The sequence below is a fragment of the Arthrobacter alpinus genome (genome assembly GCF_900105965.1).
GTDB classification, from domain to species: Bacteria; Actinomycetota; Actinomycetes; order Actinomycetales; family Micrococcaceae; genus Specibacter; species Specibacter alpinus.
On record NZ_FNTV01000001.1, the window covers coordinates 2,909,793 to 2,924,243 of the forward strand.

24 protein-coding genes and 1 tRNA gene are annotated in these 14,451 nt (G+C 57.6%); 1 reads left to right on the forward strand and 24 read right to left on the reverse strand.

The window, feature by feature from the left end; all coding sequences use genetic code 11:
- Positions 1–35: 35 nt before the first annotated feature.
- The 16 genes from BLV41_RS13190 to BLV41_RS13270 all read right to left on the reverse strand — a co-directional run bounded on the left by BLV41_RS13190 (position 36) and on the right by BLV41_RS13270 (position 10,084).
- Positions 36–2,039 (reverse strand): phage portal protein, encoded by a 2,004-nt coding sequence (locus BLV41_RS13190; protein WP_074711984.1) that lies wholly within the window; start codon positions 2,037–2,039, stop codon positions 36–38.
- Positions 2,039–3,661 carry a terminase large subunit domain-containing protein gene (locus BLV41_RS13195; RefSeq protein WP_170835472.1) on the reverse strand — a complete coding sequence of 541 codons (1,623 nt, stop codon included), beginning with the start codon at positions 3,659–3,661 and terminating at the stop codon, positions 2,039–2,041. Before BLV41_RS13195 ends, BLV41_RS13190 begins: the two co-directional genes overlap by 1 nt.
- Entirely contained in the window at positions 3,612–3,956 is a 345-nt protein-coding gene (locus BLV41_RS13200) for a terminase small subunit (RefSeq protein ID WP_074711988.1), read from the reverse strand. Before BLV41_RS13200 ends, BLV41_RS13195 begins: the two co-directional genes overlap by 50 nt.
- 177 nt (positions 3,957–4,133) lie before the next feature.
- A complete protein-coding gene (locus BLV41_RS22105) occupies positions 4,134–4,277 on the reverse strand; it encodes a hypothetical protein (RefSeq protein ID WP_170835473.1) in 144 nt (47 codons plus the stop codon).
- Between the two features lie 151 nt (positions 4,278–4,428).
- The gene (locus BLV41_RS13210; protein WP_074711991.1) at positions 4,429–4,761 is read right to left on the reverse strand and encodes a hypothetical protein; all 333 of its coding nucleotides are present in this window, start codon (positions 4,759–4,761) and stop codon (positions 4,429–4,431) included.
- 206 nt (positions 4,762–4,967) lie between these two features.
- Entirely contained in the window at positions 4,968–5,180 is a 213-nt protein-coding gene (locus tag BLV41_RS13215) for a hypothetical protein (RefSeq protein ID WP_074711993.1), read from the reverse strand.
- Between the two features lie 62 nt (positions 5,181–5,242).
- Positions 5,243–5,331: transfer RNA gene (locus BLV41_RS13220), tRNA-Leu, on the reverse strand.
- Positions 5,332–5,526: 195 nt separating this feature from the next.
- A complete protein-coding gene (locus BLV41_RS13225) occupies positions 5,527–5,997 on the reverse strand; it encodes a MerR family transcriptional regulator (protein ID WP_139244325.1) in 471 nt (156 codons plus the stop codon).
- A gap of 107 nt (positions 5,998–6,104) precedes the next feature.
- Complete coding sequence (locus tag BLV41_RS13230; RefSeq protein WP_074711997.1) at positions 6,105–6,284, reverse strand: hypothetical protein; 180 nt, start codon at positions 6,282–6,284, stop codon at positions 6,105–6,107.
- A gap of 2 nt (positions 6,285–6,286) precedes the next feature.
- Complete coding sequence (locus tag BLV41_RS13235) at positions 6,287–6,592, reverse strand: hypothetical protein (protein ID WP_074711999.1); 306 nt, start codon at positions 6,590–6,592, stop codon at positions 6,287–6,289.
- Positions 6,589–7,020: a hypothetical protein gene (locus tag BLV41_RS13240; protein WP_074712001.1), complete on the reverse strand. Its 432-nt coding sequence runs from the start codon at positions 7,018–7,020 to the stop codon at positions 6,589–6,591. Before BLV41_RS13240 ends, BLV41_RS13235 begins: the two co-directional genes overlap by 4 nt.
- Before the next feature lie 303 nt (positions 7,021–7,323).
- Complete coding sequence (locus BLV41_RS13245) at positions 7,324–7,725, reverse strand: hypothetical protein (RefSeq protein WP_074712002.1); 402 nt, start codon at positions 7,723–7,725, stop codon at positions 7,324–7,326.
- Between the two features lie 190 nt (positions 7,726–7,915).
- Positions 7,916–8,392: a 3'-5' exoribonuclease domain-containing protein gene (locus tag BLV41_RS13250; protein ID WP_074712004.1), complete on the reverse strand. Its 477-nt coding sequence runs from the start codon at positions 8,390–8,392 to the stop codon at positions 7,916–7,918.
- A gap of 486 nt (positions 8,393–8,878) precedes the next feature.
- On the reverse strand, positions 8,879–9,223 hold the full coding sequence (locus BLV41_RS13260; protein WP_074712008.1) for a hypothetical protein: 345 nt from the start codon (positions 9,221–9,223) through the stop codon (positions 8,879–8,881).
- On the reverse strand, positions 9,220–9,744 hold the full coding sequence (locus BLV41_RS13265; protein WP_170835474.1) for an HNH endonuclease signature motif containing protein: 525 nt from the start codon (positions 9,742–9,744) through the stop codon (positions 9,220–9,222). Before BLV41_RS13265 ends, BLV41_RS13260 begins: the two co-directional genes overlap by 4 nt.
- 94 nt (positions 9,745–9,838) lie before the next feature.
- Positions 9,839–10,084: a hypothetical protein gene (locus tag BLV41_RS13270; RefSeq protein WP_074712011.1), complete on the reverse strand. Its 246-nt coding sequence runs from the start codon at positions 10,082–10,084 to the stop codon at positions 9,839–9,841.
- A 105-nt stretch (positions 10,085–10,189) separates the two neighbouring features.
- On the opposite strand from BLV41_RS13270, the gene BLV41_RS22110 reads away from it, so the two are divergent.
- The gene (locus tag BLV41_RS22110; RefSeq protein ID WP_170835475.1) at positions 10,190–10,357 is read left to right on the forward strand and encodes a hypothetical protein; all 168 of its coding nucleotides are present in this window, start codon (positions 10,190–10,192) and stop codon (positions 10,355–10,357) included.
- Here the strand turns inward: BLV41_RS22110 and BLV41_RS13275 are convergent.
- The 8 genes from BLV41_RS13275 to BLV41_RS13310 are packed head-to-tail and all read right to left on the reverse strand — an operon-like array spanning position 10,341 to position 14,372.
- The gene (locus BLV41_RS13275) at positions 10,341–10,826 is read right to left on the reverse strand and encodes a RusA family crossover junction endodeoxyribonuclease (RefSeq protein WP_074712012.1); all 486 of its coding nucleotides are present in this window, start codon (positions 10,824–10,826) and stop codon (positions 10,341–10,343) included. The genes BLV41_RS22110 and BLV41_RS13275 overlap by 17 nt on opposite strands.
- The gene (locus BLV41_RS13280; protein WP_074712013.1) at positions 10,823–11,029 is read right to left on the reverse strand and encodes a hypothetical protein; all 207 of its coding nucleotides are present in this window, start codon (positions 11,027–11,029) and stop codon (positions 10,823–10,825) included. Before BLV41_RS13280 ends, BLV41_RS13275 begins: the two co-directional genes overlap by 4 nt.
- The gene (locus BLV41_RS13285) at positions 11,026–11,271 is read right to left on the reverse strand and encodes a glutaredoxin domain-containing protein (protein ID WP_074712014.1); all 246 of its coding nucleotides are present in this window, start codon (positions 11,269–11,271) and stop codon (positions 11,026–11,028) included. The genes BLV41_RS13280 and BLV41_RS13285 overlap by 4 nt, the downstream gene beginning before the upstream one ends.
- Positions 11,268–11,549 (reverse strand): hypothetical protein, encoded by a 282-nt coding sequence (locus BLV41_RS13290; protein WP_074712016.1) that lies wholly within the window; start codon positions 11,547–11,549, stop codon positions 11,268–11,270. The genes BLV41_RS13285 and BLV41_RS13290 overlap by 4 nt, the downstream gene beginning before the upstream one ends.
- Positions 11,550–11,605: 56 nt before the next feature.
- On the reverse strand, positions 11,606–12,811 hold the full coding sequence (locus tag BLV41_RS13295) for an AAA family ATPase (RefSeq protein WP_074712018.1): 1,206 nt from the start codon (positions 12,809–12,811) through the stop codon (positions 11,606–11,608).
- On the reverse strand, positions 12,811–13,737 hold the full coding sequence (locus tag BLV41_RS13300) for a hypothetical protein (protein WP_074712020.1): 927 nt from the start codon (positions 13,735–13,737) through the stop codon (positions 12,811–12,813). The genes BLV41_RS13295 and BLV41_RS13300 overlap by 1 nt, the downstream gene beginning before the upstream one ends.
- A gap of 27 nt (positions 13,738–13,764) precedes the next feature.
- Positions 13,765–13,983 carry a hypothetical protein gene (locus tag BLV41_RS13305; protein ID WP_074712022.1) on the reverse strand — a complete coding sequence of 73 codons (219 nt, stop codon included), beginning with the start codon at positions 13,981–13,983 and terminating at the stop codon, positions 13,765–13,767.
- Positions 13,980–14,372, reverse strand: a complete 393-nt coding sequence (locus BLV41_RS13310) for a helix-turn-helix domain-containing protein (protein ID WP_074712024.1) — start codon at positions 14,370–14,372, stop codon at positions 13,980–13,982. The genes BLV41_RS13305 and BLV41_RS13310 overlap by 4 nt, the downstream gene beginning before the upstream one ends.
- Positions 14,373–14,451 lie beyond the last annotated feature (79 nt).

Sequence of the window (14,451 nt, forward strand, 5' to 3'; positions counted from 1 at the left end):
AAAAGACCCTCTCGGGTCACGGTTGATGATGCGGATTATGGGATAGTGATCTCGACTTCGCACATGCAATTTGCTACGCCCTCAGCACCGCCAGCCGGATCGCCCGGCCAGTTTTGTCCGGATGAGAAGGTGTCATTCATGCCCACCGTCTCGCCGTCCATCGCCGCATGTTCCGGCCTTGGATTGCCAGAGCTAGTCACCCATGTCTTCGTTGCCTGGTCACCGCCGCGCTGCTTGGCCGCCTCAGTAACAGCGAACCCGGCAAAGGTAGTCAGCAACGTTTGAGCGATACCCTTGCCTCGCCCTTCCTCCGCAACATCGAAGACATGCTCAGGCGAGTTGTCCTCACCCTCATAGTCCTCATCCTCGGAGTTATCAATGGCGTCCTGAACCTGGGCCTCGGTGGTCTGGTTGATCATCTCCGCCCGCGACTTAGCCACGGACTGCAAGAACTTCTGAGTGCGGCCCATGTCGTACGCATCAGGGTCATCCCCGATACTGTCCAACGTGTCCGCCGCGACCTGACCAGTCACGCTCACAGCCGCCTTGTACAGGTCGTCTGCAAGCTCCTTGTCCCAGCGCTCCTTGTCCCACCAAGCGGCCGAAGCTTTAGAGTTGATCTTCGCCAACACGCTCTTGCGCTGGCGCTTGAAGAACTGCGCTAACAACTGCTCGACGGTCTTCTCAGACTCACGAGTAGGCGCACCCTTCAACTTGATAGGGTCACGTTTCGTCAATACCCGGCCAGACTTAGGGGCCGAGTCACGCGGGGATGCCTGCCCACCAACAAGGACGTTCAACGGAGTCACAAGCGCAGCAGCATCGCCGCCCAACGCTGGCATATTCTCCAACGCCCGAGCCTCATCAGCAGTCATCCAAGGACGACCAACAGAAGACGAGAGAACCGCAGCCTGCTCATCGAACGATGCAGCAAGTTTGGCCTTCACATTGAACTCAACATAAGCGGCCGGATCTTCCCCAATCATGGGGATAAGGAACCGGTTGATGCGGTCCTGAATCATCTTGAGCCAGGGCCCAAGCGTTTCGCCGTACAGCATCTTGCGGAACTCGCGCACGTTCGCATAGGAGACACCGCCAGTAGCGCCCAGCATCGCCGGGTTGATATGGAAAGCACGAGCAACAGTCTCAAGAGCAAGCTGTGCAGCCTCGGCCCACTGCTCATCCTTGGCATTGAAGCGGGTTTGGTTGATCGTCATGCCGTCTTCAAGGACTGGCATCTTCCCTTCCTTGCCACCGCCACTGCTGTAGCCGGCCATGCCTTCCCTGAATCTGTCCGCTGCCTCAGCAGACCACGCCGCAGCATCCTTAGGACGGGTGATGTACTGGCTAATCTGTCCGCCGTTCTCCCACACCTTGAGCCGGAACTCTTGGGAAGCGACCTGCTCAGCCAGTACATCCCGCAACGTACGGACCGCGGGGGAAACCGTTCGGCCGTAGCCAGGGTCCCAGCCGCGGAAATGAAGTAGCTGCTCCTGCTCGATGACTAGCGGCTTATTACCGGTGCCCATCGAATAGGAGACAACAAGGTTCCCGTCGATCTCATACCCGGAAGTAATCGACACGCGGTCAACAGCCAGCGGGCGGATCTCCCAGCCACCCTCACGGGTCGGCCTAACCAGCCACCACGCCTCATCGAACAACGCCAGGTCAGACACCAGCGCAACCATCAAGTCATAGCCGGTCATCTGCGCATTAGGCGCGGACAACAACCGAGTCAACGGCGAATCACGCAACCGCTCACGGCCACCATCGCCAGCCATCTTGAACGACTGCAAACCAAGCTGGCCAATATTGCGCGAAAGGAAATCAACGACCATGCGGACGCTATGCTGCGTCTCCCACAACCGACGCGGGCCCATGCCCTTGATCGAATGAGCGAGAGCGCGCACCATCTCATCAGTAACCGTCGTCTGACCAGCCGGCAACTCAATGCTCATCATGCCCTGAGGCGCGAACGCACCAGCAGACTTCGCCTGATTGATAATCGAATCCTTACGGAACAAGTCACCGAGACCCATCAGACCACCACCAATCCACGTGTTTCATACGAGCTCACTGTTTGCTTACCTGCCCTAGTCTTCAAAATGGACAAGCCCCAACGAGCCTGCTCAACAGCAACCAGCGGGGCCACATCAACAGGGGACTTCGAACGGTTCAACACCTGAACATCCCCCAAATCCTTGACCACCGCAGCCGCAGCAGCCACGTTCAAAACATCCTGATCACCAACATGGAAGACATCACCAGAGCGCACAGCATCGAACATGCCGCCATGAACCGCAGCCAAGTCCGAACCCTCACACCGAGTCACCGGAATACCAGCAGCCTCAAGATGCTCGATCAGTGCAGACGCCGGAGCGCCGCGGCCCTGAACCACAATCGACTCAGCACCCAACTCATGGAAGTGTTCGGACAGATACGGCACAACCCACTCAGTGCCAGCACGTTGCAGAATGACTTCGACGTGAGTCTTGCCATCAGGTCGGAAACCAGCCACCGCCAGATACGCCATCGCCCTGTTATGAGAGACATCAACCGAAGCGACAATCTGCGAACCCTTCACGATCTCCGAAGTAGGATCACCCTGCGTCTCCCAGAACCCATCACCAAAGATTGCCGACACATCAGCCGTCACCCACTGGCAAAGATTCTCAGTACGGAACACATACTCAGGCACGCCATCCTCACCAGGCTTACCCACAAGGGCGGCCTTAGAGGCGAGCGTTTCCTCAGTGATTAGAGCGATGCCGTTCTCATCCTCATGGCCCATGGACGGGTTAGCCTCGGCCCACCCGTCACGGTCCCAGATGTCACAGCCATCAGGCGCCGACCACTCCATAAGGGCAAGGGTTGTGTCGTGCTGGTTAGCGAACGTCTCAGCGTCCATGAGGCCAGACTCAACGTACTTCTCCCAGTCCGCAATCCGGTCAAGCCCTTGCTTGCGCAAACCGCGCAGCACATCAGACTTAGCGGTGCCAGCGTTCGACACGGCCAATGTCTGTGAGGAATACCGGGCGTTCGTCGTGTTCGTCAGCGCAGACCAGGACTCCCAGTCACGCTGCTGCCGGAGCTCATCAAAGGCAAGATCCGTTACAGACAATCCGCGGCCACCATCGTCAGACGCAGCCTCGCACTTGTAACGGGAGCCGTTCGTAAGCTCCAAGTATTTGTTGCCGTTCACGTTCGACTTATGCGCAATGTACTTGCGCGCAGCAGACCGACGCAACGCCATCGTCGTCAAGTCAAGGATTTCCTCGGCCGCAGACAGCTTATGAGCGGCGCCAAGAATCAGAGGGGACTCAACCTCGGGCCCATCCCACATCAACATGCGCCAAAGAAGGCGGGTAGACATAATGAACGACTTGCCGTTCTGCCGGCTAACCAGCAACAGCACGGTCTTGAACCGCAGCTTCGGGAACTCGTCATAAGAGAACGATCCAAGAGCCAGCTCCAACGAATGAATCAGGAACCATTCCTGCCAAGGATGCAGGCGACGGCCAGCAATCTTCGCCGCCTCAATCGCCTCATAGCCAAGCGACGTATCCTCATTCAATTCACGCAGCGGCTTCGTGTGAATCCGCGGAACAGTCTTACCCAGACGCCGCTTGCTTCCGGCCCCGTCGCTTCTTGAGCTCGTCAACAGCATCACCCTCAGCCTTCACCTCGGCAACAAGTGCCCGTCGCGTGGCAGGCGTCAAGCCCAGCGCCTCGCAATATCGAAGGAACGTCGGAAGGGAAGTATTGTCATGCGCCGGGACAGTCGGCTTACGCTCAGACTCCGCAGCCTGCTCCATCGCAAGATCCACAATCTCGTCCCAAGCATCAATCTTCTTAGCCAAGGCCAGCATCGCCTCCACCGTGCCAGCATCAGCACCCACCCGATCCACATAAGGCGCCGAAGCAATAGCCATCAAAGTGGCCTCATGAACGCCCATGTCACATCCTTAGGTATAATCACGCACGCACACGCGGGCGACCCCAGGTAGAACTTGCAGGGGGAGAGATTAGTTTCGAGGTGGACCTTGCCGGTGTTTTGGGATTCTCAACATTGGGACGCCCCTACCCCTGCACTTACCCGCTGAACCATTTGCGTGAGAGGGTGCCTAGTCCGGTCACGTGTAGTTTGTTGCTGCGTGTGCGGTTGCATCCTCGGTGGCTAGCACGAAGCCCACCAGGATCTTCCGCATGCTGCGGGTGCGTAGAGCGCGGATACAGATGATCAGGTTCCCATACTCCATCGTCGTGTATGTCGACAATGGAGTAGTCGATGGTCATGCCGCAGAGCCAGCAGTTCGCGTCTTCTTCGATGCACTTGGCTTTGAATTGCGGGCGGATTACTTCGCGCCATCGCCTGCTTGTCTGTCCGTCGCCTGCCATACCCCACCCCCTAGGTAGTACCCCCGGGCGTTAGTAGTACCCGACGATGTCCCCACCCTTGATGGAGAGGGCCGGCCGGATCGTCATCATGTCGTCATGGCTGGTTCCGATTGGGACGATGGCGAGGGTTGCTGAGTATCCGCGGAACCGGTCAGCCGTGCGGACAAGTGCGATCTGTCCTCCCGAGTGGAACTCCATGCCTTCGCTGCCGTTTGTTCTGCGTGTGGTGTGTGCGAGTTCTTGGCCGCTGTTGTTCAGCAGGTCGGTAAGTACGTCACGTGGCTGCTTGGTGAGGATGACGACTAGGCCGCCTTGGTTGGCGACCTGCACGGCTTCCCATGCGATGAATGCTGGCAGTGTCACTGTGCCTCCGTAAGTAATACCCCTGATCTGCCCGCTGCATTGCTGCGCAATAGTGTGTCGGGGTCAGGGGAAGTGTTGGTGCAAGAGGGCCGGCGCATATGGGGATACGCCAGCCTTCTTGCTCGTGGATATGGGCTGAGTCGAACAGCCGCCAGTGCCCGCCTGACATACCCTTGCCGTCATCATCCCGACGATGGCGTGTGCGGCTAGACGCTTAGCATTACCTGAATTTTATTAGGGGCGATCGGAACCGGAACCTCTACGCGCTTAGCGGAGGCCCACTGATTCGCATTGTAAGACGCCAGATTGCCAGTTGCGCTGACCACGTGGAGGCGCCCATCGTCGTCAATGACCCAATTGGTGCCATCCGAGTAGCTGTCATCGTCAAGGTCTGGATGTTTGTTGACTGTAATTGCCACGGCTCTCCTATGGTTATTTTTATGATCATGCACCCCAAGGGGCTTAGCTGCTTGCTACAGCGTGGAACGGGTTGGAGTTGAACCAACGCACCTGCACGGCCTAAGCGGGCCCGCTTACCGTCAGAGCTCTAACCATCTGAGCTACCGTCCCTTGTGCCGCTGTCTCTCGACTGTGGCGGTGCGCGTGACCCTGCGCGGGAGATAAGCCTCCTAGGAGATCCATCCATGCCTGCCCACTGTGGATTTGGGCATAAAAATAACCTCGACCAGTTGATGCTGGTGAGGTTTATCAGAGACTTGTGGGCCTCTTTGGAACACTTTACATGGGTTTTTTAACACATGCAAGCTATGTTGCCATGCGATCCTTTCGTGCCTCTAAGACTTCATGCGGCCAGTAGGTGGGTGATGGGTCGCGGGTGACGGGTTTGAGGTAGCCGCGTTGTGCCCAGTGTCGTATCTGCTGGGAGGTGATGGTGATCTTAGAGTTCGTCCTGAGCCATGGCAGCAATTGCTTCGTGGTCATGGGTGGCGCAATCTCCTTGACCCTCTCAGCGTTGGCGGCGTGGTCGATGCGTGGTTCTTGTGGGCCGCTGATTATTGCTTCGGCTTTGGTTTCCCATTCGGCGATGATCCAGGCGGTTCCTGCTGCATGGTCCATGAGTGCGTACTGGGCGGCGGTGTTGGTGACTGTCAGCATTCGCGCCTTGAGTTCGATTGCGTCAAGGTTGGCGGGTGCTGCTGAGCCAGCATCGTTGCTGCTTTTGGTCTCCGGGTTGCCGGGCCTTGTCACATCCAGCCGCGCAATGGCCACGTCCATTTCTGGCAGTAGGAAGTGAATGCTATCGATACGCGCTTGCAGGTCGGATACGCAGGCGACACATAGGTAGGTTTCGGTCGGCTCTTCACAGTCTGGCGTGGTGCAATTCATTTGCCGCTGGCTCCTTGCCTTAGTAGTTCGATGGTGGCGAGTTCGGCGTTCGGAGCGCTCCATCCGGCTTTGATGAATTGGGCTTTCACTCCGGTGAGTGATGCGACGGCTGTTGCTACTTGTTCCTGCATCATCATCAGTTGCTCGACGTGGCTGGGCGCTTGGTTGGGCTTCATGTTCAGCCTTTCGTTTGGTATCGGTTGGTGCGTCCGCGTGTTCGGAGTGGCTCTGGTGCCGGCCCGGTGCCGCGGTGAAGTTGAGTCCAGAGCGCACGTTCTCGCGGGTCGGTTGGTGGTTGGGTTGCGATGACGCCGAGGTCTTGAAGGGCCTTGATGGTTGGCTGGACTGCTTCGGAGAGTTGCTGGAAAACGTCCGTGAATGCGTCCCAGATTCCCTGTGCTGCTTCTGCGAGTGTTGGCGGCTTGGGTTTGGCTGGCATCGGTATCCGCCCGTCCAGCAGGTCGCGGAATAGGTCGTTGGTCATGGCTTACTTTCCAGTTGCATGTCGTATTTTCGGGTAAGTCGGAGGAAGTGGTCGGCCCGTTCTTTGGCGGTTTCAAGTTCTTGCCAGATCCGTTGTCCGGCGTTGGCTTCACGTGCTCGTGGCCCAACTGGCGTGTTGAGCATGCCGTGGTCGAATGGGTGCCGGTTGGCTTCGCGGTTGTCGAGCTTGGCTTGCGTGCGCTCAACAGCGTCGGCCCACCATTTGGCGCGGTTCTCGGCTTGGTCCCGGAGTCGCTGGACTTCGTAACGTGACCTGCCACCGCGCTTGGGTTGCTGGGTCTTGTCTGGCGGGCAGCAGATCGCCGGGTGCTGGTCGGGCGTCCATCCTGCTGCGATTGCGTCCTTGGCTTGCTGTAGCCGCTCTGCTTCAACACGGGCGATGGTGGCGCCGAAAGTGTTCAGCTTCATCGTGTCTCCTTGGTTTCGGGCAATAAAAAAGCCCCGGTGCCGGGGCAGTGGTCGAGGTGGGTGGTTTGTCCGGTCCAGCCTCCGGGTATTGGTGTGAGTCGCATGGTGACGCCGCAGCATAGGTAGGTGTCAATGGGGTCCGTGGGTTGCGGTCTCGCTGCCCGGATGTTGACGCATGGCGGGCACGGGCAACCCTCGTAGTGTTCCTGTGGTTGGTGGCAGTCGCAGGGACACGGCACGGCATGCTCCGTTGCCTCGCACCATCCGTCTGTGCTGCATGCTTTGTGAGAACCATCCAAGCAGTCAGGACTCTTGAGGACGCTCATCTTCCATCTCCTTGCATACGTCGGCCATTGCTTTGTCTAGTGCGCGGTACAGAATTGCGGAGCGTTGTTGGTCGCGCTTATCGGTGCCATAAACGACCATGATGGCGAGGCCGCTGGTAATACGAACCGTGAAGCCCTTCATTCCCGTAAGCAGCAATGACAGGAATGCGCCACGGGTTCCTGATTTGCCTAGTGTCCATCCGTTCCAGCCCTTGGGGTCGCCATACTGAACGGGCATCTCGACGGGCGGTAGTTTTCGCCAACGCGCTTGGCTCCACTGGTCGATGAGATGCCATGCGCCGATGGTCGCTCCAACTGCTGCGGCTGCGGCCAGGACGATGATTGGGAGCGAGAGTACGCCCCACCAAAACTCGGTCATTTTGCTTTCCCTTTGAATTCGTCATTGAGTTTGTCGAGTTTGCGGAGGGCTTTGAGAGTTCGTCTGGACCATCGTTCAGCGCCCCGGAGTGTTGAGAATGGCTTTTGGTTGACGCGGATCCCGTTCGAGCGAAGTTCACCCCACCATGGGTATGTGCCGTCGTGCGGCACGATCCTTACTTCGTAGTCGTTCATCGTGCCCTCGTTGCGTAGGCGTGTGCCACCTGTACCCATCGAGCATCTTCCAAGGCGTCATGCTGGCCTGTCTTCTGCTGGGGTAGGTGTTTGTCTGGCAGGTAGTCGATGAGTGCGCGCAGGTCGTGCGTGTACATCGGGATGCCCTCGGGCAGGTCAAGCATGCGGCCGAACAGTTGTGATAGAACAACGTGATCATAGGCGGCAAACCATGCCCACAGCTCTGGCAGTGTGTCGGCCAACAGGAACGCTGTCACTTCTCGCTTGATCTGCTCCTTGGGCTTCCACTCGCCGGGGTGTGGCAGCTGATTGACGACGTTGGCAGCAAGCCAGTCATGCTTCTTGATTCGCGCCCAATCAGCCTCAGCGTTGACGGCGTAGTATTCGCGGCCATCCTCAGCGACGATCCCGATGCTGATGAGGTCGATGGTGTGGCCGTCATCGTGGAACTCAGTGTCGTAGAAGTACTTCATGCCTTGTTGCCTTTCGTTCGGTGTTGCTTGGCGATGTTGCCGCCGGCCCATTTGGGTTTCGGGAGTGGTGGTTTGGTGCGGGCTCCATTGTCGTGGTGGTCGCATTTGAACCCGACTGTTGGCTTTTCTTCTCGAAGCTCGTGCAGTCGGTGCGTGGGGCAATGGTCGTCAGGTGCCAGTCCGAGCTTCGTGAGGCAGTCGGGGCATACCGCGCAGATCAGGTTCATCCTCGTCCTTCTCTCATTGCGTTTAGGTAGACGTCATGGTTTTGCGGTTCGGGCAGTGGTTCGATCAGGTAGAGCCGCCCGTATCGTTCGGCGCATTTTCCGCATTCCTTGATGGTTAATGGCACCGTGTATGGGTTGCCGTCGTCGCTGGGGAATAGGACGGCTCGCAGGTACACGTCACCAGCGCGGATTACTCGACGGTCGCAGCTTGTGCATCGGTGACTCTTTCGCGCCTCAACCCGTCGCTCCTGGTAGGCGCTCATTCACTTTTCCCTTCGAGATGGTCAGCACGGCGCCGTAGTTCTTCGGCGTTTTCGTGGGTCATCTGCATGGCGGCGGCAACATCTCGGTCCTCGTTGCCGTCTGACTTGAGCTCGGCGCCATATGCCCAGCCAGCCTCAAGTGCGTCCGCAGCGTCCCGCAAAGCCTGCGCGGCGACGTAGGGTACTGCGGCACCAACTGCAGCCGTGGCGTCTCGGCGGTAGGAGCGCTTCCAGTTTGGCTGCACCTCGTCCCAGCCCTTGGTGTCAGCATGTCCACGGTTGACACTGCGGTAGATTGCCCGTGCTGCGGCTTCGATTGCTTCGGTGGGCGCGGTGCTCATTTTACTTCCTTTCGGTCGTGGTCGTTGTGAGTGAAAAGTTCATTTCGCTTGGCGATCGCGGCCCGTTCAGCATCGGCAGCAGTGCTGAACGTTCCGAGATTGACTTGTCGGCCGCAGTGCCTGACGCTGGCTATCCACGCATTTCTAGTGGGTGCCCAATAGACTCCCCGGATGCCTGATTTGCTGTTTTTCTGAGCGCCGATTCGATGCTCAGAGTTTTGCTTGTGGGTAACAAGTCTTAGGTGAACTGGCCTAACGCATTTCTCGTTGTGGCACCGGTGGTCAACGACCATGCCTGCCGGAACTTCGCCGTTCTCCATCTCAAAGGAACGAATATGTGCACGGATGAATTTTCCGTCAATCTTCAATCGGCCATACCCGCTCTTGTTGAATCCGCCTATCCAGTTCCAACAAGTTTCCGTCTTATCAACCTTTGACCAGAACCGTTCTTCAACTGAGGCCCAATGCCTCTTTTGCGCCAGCAGGTGACCATTGTCTTTCTTCCAGCGCTGGTAGTGCATAGTGCACATGCGCCTACAGATGGAAGGCTGTTCGCACTCTTTGACTAAGCATGTCGATGCCATGATTTTCCTTTCGAGTTCTGGGGGCGGGTGGTTACTTGGTGATGGCGAGGGCGATGAATTCGATCATCGACAACTCGGTTTCGTAGTCGTACATGAACACGTCCAGTTCGGGGCGGATCTCCGGGTGGCGATTGATGAGCACTTCGCAGATGGCGGCGCTTGTCATGCGCTCGACAGGTCCGGTGAGATTGTCAGCCAGAAGGGCCGCGCCGATCAGCACATCATCACTCTTGTTCTGATCGGTGATTACCTTGATGAGCTTCTGCGTGGCGTTCATGTTGACTCCTTGTTAGTGGCTTGCTCTTGATAGTTACTGTACACCAAGAACTAGGTTTATGTAAACCACTATCCACATGTTCTTGTAAACCTGTATCCTAGGAGCATGGAACCCAACAAAGGCGGACGCCCGCCACTTGAAAACGCCAAGAGCCGATCCCGCCAAATCCGCCTCACCAAAGAGCAGGACGACTACATCACCGAGCAGCTAGAGCCCGGCGAGTCATTCGCCGATTACGTGCGCGCCAAGATCCTGCCTAAGCGATTGCGGTAATCGTCAGCACCATTTGTTTTGGTTCGCCCGGTCGATAGACGATGCGCGGCATGTGCTTGACCATGAGATCCGGCGTGTCATCCTCTACGATCTTGTGATCTCCGGGTTTCGTGCCTGCCAGCGCGTCGCATAGCGGCTTTGTTGTCCAAACAAGGTTGTCTGCATCCCGCTTGATCTTGTCCGGCACGTACCAGGTCAGCACCACATCGCACCTGCCCAGCCATGGAATGCCCGCGCTTCTTGCGAGCAGGCCCATGGTTCGGCGGGTGCTTTTTACTTTGGCGGCGTGTGCGTAGATGTTTCCGTGGCCACCGTTGGGCTTCACGGGCGGCACTGACCATGGGAGGGTGATTTCCCATGAACGCACAGGAGGCGATTTAACGGGCTGGTTTTGGTCGGGGCCAACATCTCCCCGCTCAGCCTCTCCGGATGCGCTGGTGACGTCACCGGGCTTTAATGGCGGGGTCACTGTGCGGCCTCGGTTGTTGCGGGTTCCTCGGCGAGCACGAGGAAGTGTTCTTCGATGGGTCCGAACGCGATGCCGTTCACGACGATCACGTATTCCCACCAACGAACCCAGCGGCTGATGTTCCGAACCTGACCCACCTCGTCAAAGATGGTCGAATCTGCCCGGGTCACACGCACCCAGTTGCCGACGCTGAACTTGCTCATGATGCGTTCTCCTTGGGGAAGTGTTGGGCGAGTAGGTCCGGGCGGAAACCACTCCAATGCGTGTCTGCGTCGATCCAGATCACGGGGGCTTGTGCGTAGTTCAGTGCAACGATCTTGGCCAGTGCGTCGGTGTCCACGGTCACGTCAACGATGGGTAGCACGGTGCCGTTACGATCCAGCCACTTCTTCGTCATCGTGCACTGAACACACGCGGGCTTGGAGTAGAGGGTTGGGGTAGTCATTTGGCGGCCTCCGGGTTGTAGTCGAGGTCTAGGCGGGTGACTGTCTCGCCAATGAGCGCGTCGTAAACGGCATGGTTTCGGTAGTTCAGTGGGTTGCGCTTCTTCTCACCACCGTTCCTGCTAGATGTTGCAGATCCGAGGTGGTAGCCACGTCCACCGAACCAGACAACGGGGGTTCCCTCTGCGCTCTTCTTGATCTTGGATGGCTTCGGCAGTTCGTCATCCGGGACGGCGGCGAGAATGGCCTTGATCGCTTCAACTGCTGTTTCGTACTTCATTGCTTCTCCTTGGCATAGCAAAGGCCCCGACGTGCGCCGGAGCCTTGAGGTGGTTTTTATTTGGGCCTGCCATACAACTTCTGGCGTGTGGCTGGGTTGATCTCGGGTGCGCACCAGGGGAACGGGCCACCTTTTTCGAGCGTCTTGGGCCAGACTCGTTTGCGGTCTCGCTCTCCACGCCAACGCTGAACAATTGCATTGCCGTTCTCGTCTGGCGCTAGGCCGAATCCGAACTCTGGCCATCCCATGAGTGCGGCTGATCCTCGTGGGGAAAGGTCACGTGCAGCATTGGCCGATCCCTTGGGCGAGTGGCCTTCCATGACGAGCACCAATCCACGGTCCCTGAGTGAGTCAAGGGCCGTGATGAGTGGCGCCGCATCGTCATCGTTGCTGATGCCATGCGGGACCAACTTGTAAATCGGGCCAATGAACAACACGGAAGGCTTGTGAATGTCCACGAGCCGGTGAATCTCTCCCAGTGACGAGCCCTTGGTGATGTCCACCCGACCATTGCAGGACAGATGAAGGTTCTCCATAGGCGACACTGGGCCGTAGCCCTGTGCCGTCTTGGCCATGCCGCGGACCTCGTTGCGCCACTGCGATTCGGTGTTCTCAACGTCGATCACAAGAACTTTCTGCGGTTCGCAATGGTCCAGCGTGACCGGGTTGATGCCGGCCGCCATACAGATTGCCATCTGCCGTATCCAGGTCGTCTTGCCCAGACCCTCATATCCGGTAATGATCATCCGATCGCCACGCTCAAATAAGCCCTCGATAACCCAGTCGTACGAGTCCTCGACGGCTAGCAGGTCGCCTAGCGTGATGGTCTTCATGCCGTTGCCCGGTGAGTTGTCGCTGATGCCTGTGAGTGCCGTCATGGCTTCACTGAGAACCTGCGCTGATGGGACTGCTTCGTTCTGCGACTGCTGAATCATGGATTGGCCAGCACGAGCGATGGACCTGCGCACTGATGCTTCACGAACCAGCTTGGCGTAGAAGTCCACCGAATGAGATGAACCAACAGCTTCCATCCACTTGAACAACTCAGTAAAGCCGACGCCACGGATGCCAGCCTCAGCAACACCGGCCGTTACGCTTGCCGGCTCGATAGGTTTACCCGCGGCCCGCATAGCAACCATCACGTCAAACACGTTGCCAAGAACCATCGATGCGAAGTCGGTTGATTCGACGTGATCAACCGCAAACCTGATAGCCTCGCCATCCAGCAAGCAGGCACCGATGACTTGTTCCTCGTAGCCCATCAGTTAGCCCACCCATGCTGAGACGCAACCTGAGCGGGTGCGGCTGTCTGATTGTTGACCGCCTGGGCTTTGAGTTTCAACTGCTCGAACTTGGCGCGCAGTGTTGACATGGACATGATGTTGGTTTTCCAGAATGAATCGGTGGTCGCGTATCGGATGACAATCTTGATCTGTTCGACGGTGTACTTGTCGATGTCAATCAAGCGCCGGCCTTCGACGTGCCAGGACTTGCCTACTTTGAATCGCACGTCGTTCCTTTCAAGTGCTGCGGATAGGTAGTCGATGATTTCTTGGACATCGAAGCGGGGAGGAATCACATCGTCAGGACCGTCAGGTTCGGACGTAGTTTTCTTTTTAGTAGCTGTAGTAGTAGCTGTAGTAGTAGGCAGGGCTTGGGTTTGCCTCGCCGTTGGGGTAACCGGAAGGGTAAAGGCAGGGGTAACGCCAAGGGTAAATTCATCCATTGACCGACCTGGCTGCTTGAGCAATGTGAGAACCTTCGTATTCTCAAACGCCTTAGTCCCCGGCGCTTCTGCGTAGAGCCGATTGAGCTCATGCACGATGACCTCACGGATATTGTTTGACGACACCGCGGCATAAGCGTTGACCATTGAGATAGTCAGCTTGGGCTGCTTCAAGATCCCGTCGTGACGCAGGAAAGAACGGATCAGGACTTCTTCCGTGTCCTCATCAATGAAGATGAACCGCTCGGCCTGTAGCTCAGCGCCGATACGTTCAATCTCCTGCCGTGAAGTCCCGGCCGAGAACTGCATGAGCCTGCCCGGACGCCAATCAGATACGCCGGCATAGGAAAGTTCCGGGTGAGTCAGTAGGAGCTCGTACAACCACTGCTGATCACGGGTGAGCTGTCGCCAATGCGTATCCGTCCAAATGTTCGTGTTGATATTCGCTCTGTCGCGAGCCATTTACGGATCTCCTTTCTTGTTCATTGGTTAGTCATTCACCCAGTCGCGTTTGCGCATCTCGCGGTAGGTGGCACTGCTATACATGGAGTCGCCCCCCCTGGCTTCCTCGTCGTACGCGAGCATCCACCAGAGACCTACGCCGGGTGCGCGGTCGAGCACCTGCCATAGCCCGGGGTTAGTGGTTAGCCGGACGGTCATGCCGATGCGGGGCTTGATGTTTTCTACGAACTTCGATTGCGCGGTCATGTCATCTTCCTTTTTGCGTCGTAGTGGACTTGCCGGATGCCTTTTCGTGGGCCTTCGTTGATGCGTCTGACTGCGGTGGTGTAGTCGATGCACTCTTGTTTGGTCCACTGGCATCCGGGAAAGTGGCGGTTCAGGGTGTCTACATGGACGCCGGTTGTGCGGATAATTTCGGCGAATGAGCAACCGTCATCGAGTAGGGCTTTCACTTCTTGCCGGCGCTCGTCGGTGAACCAGTTCTGTGTCCCGGCGAATGGCGGCAGCTCTAGGCGCTTGTGCATGCGTGATGTTGTGGCCGGGTTGCATCCGAAGTGCGCGGTGAGTTCGGCGTGGTTTAGTCCCGCGTCGAACTGCCGGCGAAACTCGGTCCGGTCAACGTGCTTGTACGTCATATCCGCTTCCTTCCTCTTGTTCGGGCTCGCCGTTCGATGCGGTTTATTGCTTGGCCGGGGACTGGATCGTGGTAGTAGT

Bases quoted from the DNA above. Each gene is read 5' to 3' on its own strand.
- BLV41_RS13190 (WP_074711984.1), bottom strand. From the start codon at position 2,039: ATGGGTCTCGGTGACTTGTTCCGTAAGGATTCGATTATCAATCAGGCG.
- BLV41_RS13200 (WP_074711988.1), bottom strand. From the start codon at position 3,956: ATGGGCGTTCATGAGGCCACTTTGATGGCTATTGCTTCGGCGCCTTAT.
- BLV41_RS13225 (WP_139244325.1), bottom strand. From the start codon at position 5,997: ATGGACGTGGCCATTGCGCGGCTGGATGTGACAAGGCCCGGCAACCCG.
- BLV41_RS13230 (WP_074711997.1), bottom strand. From the start codon at position 6,284: ATGAAGCCCAACCAAGCGCCCAGCCACGTCGAGCAACTGATGATGATG.
- BLV41_RS13235 (WP_074711999.1), bottom strand. From the start codon at position 6,592: ATGACCAACGACCTATTCCGCGACCTGCTGGACGGGCGGATACCGATG.
- BLV41_RS13240 (WP_074712001.1), bottom strand. From the start codon at position 7,020: ATGAAGCTGAACACTTTCGGCGCCACCATCGCCCGTGTTGAAGCAGAG.
- BLV41_RS13245 (WP_074712002.1), bottom strand. From the start codon at position 7,725: ATGACCGAGTTTTGGTGGGGCGTACTCTCGCTCCCAATCATCGTCCTG.
- BLV41_RS13250 (WP_074712004.1), bottom strand. From the start codon at position 8,392: ATGAAGTACTTCTACGACACTGAGTTCCACGATGACGGCCACACCATC.
- BLV41_RS13260 (WP_074712008.1), bottom strand. From the start codon at position 9,223: ATGAGCACCGCGCCCACCGAAGCAATCGAAGCCGCAGCACGGGCAATC.
- BLV41_RS13265 (WP_170835474.1), bottom strand. From the start codon at position 9,744: ATGCACTACCAGCGCTGGAAGAAAGACAATGGTCACCTGCTGGCGCAA.
- BLV41_RS13270 (WP_074712011.1), bottom strand. From the start codon at position 10,084: ATGAACGCCACGCAGAAGCTCATCAAGGTAATCACCGATCAGAACAAG.
- BLV41_RS22110 (WP_170835475.1), top strand. From the start codon at position 10,190: ATGGAACCCAACAAAGGCGGACGCCCGCCACTTGAAAACGCCAAGAGC.
- BLV41_RS13280 (WP_074712013.1), bottom strand. From the start codon at position 11,029: ATGAGCAAGTTCAGCGTCGGCAACTGGGTGCGTGTGACCCGGGCAGAT.
- BLV41_RS13285 (WP_074712014.1), bottom strand. From the start codon at position 11,271: ATGACTACCCCAACCCTCTACTCCAAGCCCGCGTGTGTTCAGTGCACG.
- BLV41_RS13290 (WP_074712016.1), bottom strand. From the start codon at position 11,549: ATGAAGTACGAAACAGCAGTTGAAGCGATCAAGGCCATTCTCGCCGCC.
- BLV41_RS13295 (WP_074712018.1), bottom strand. From the start codon at position 12,811: ATGGGCTACGAGGAACAAGTCATCGGTGCCTGCTTGCTGGATGGCGAG.
- BLV41_RS13300 (WP_074712020.1), bottom strand. From the start codon at position 13,737: ATGGCTCGCGACAGAGCGAATATCAACACGAACATTTGGACGGATACG.
- BLV41_RS13305 (WP_074712022.1), bottom strand. From the start codon at position 13,983: ATGACCGCGCAATCGAAGTTCGTAGAAAACATCAAGCCCCGCATCGGC.
- BLV41_RS13310 (WP_074712024.1), bottom strand. From the start codon at position 14,372: ATGACGTACAAGCACGTTGACCGGACCGAGTTTCGCCGGCAGTTCGAC.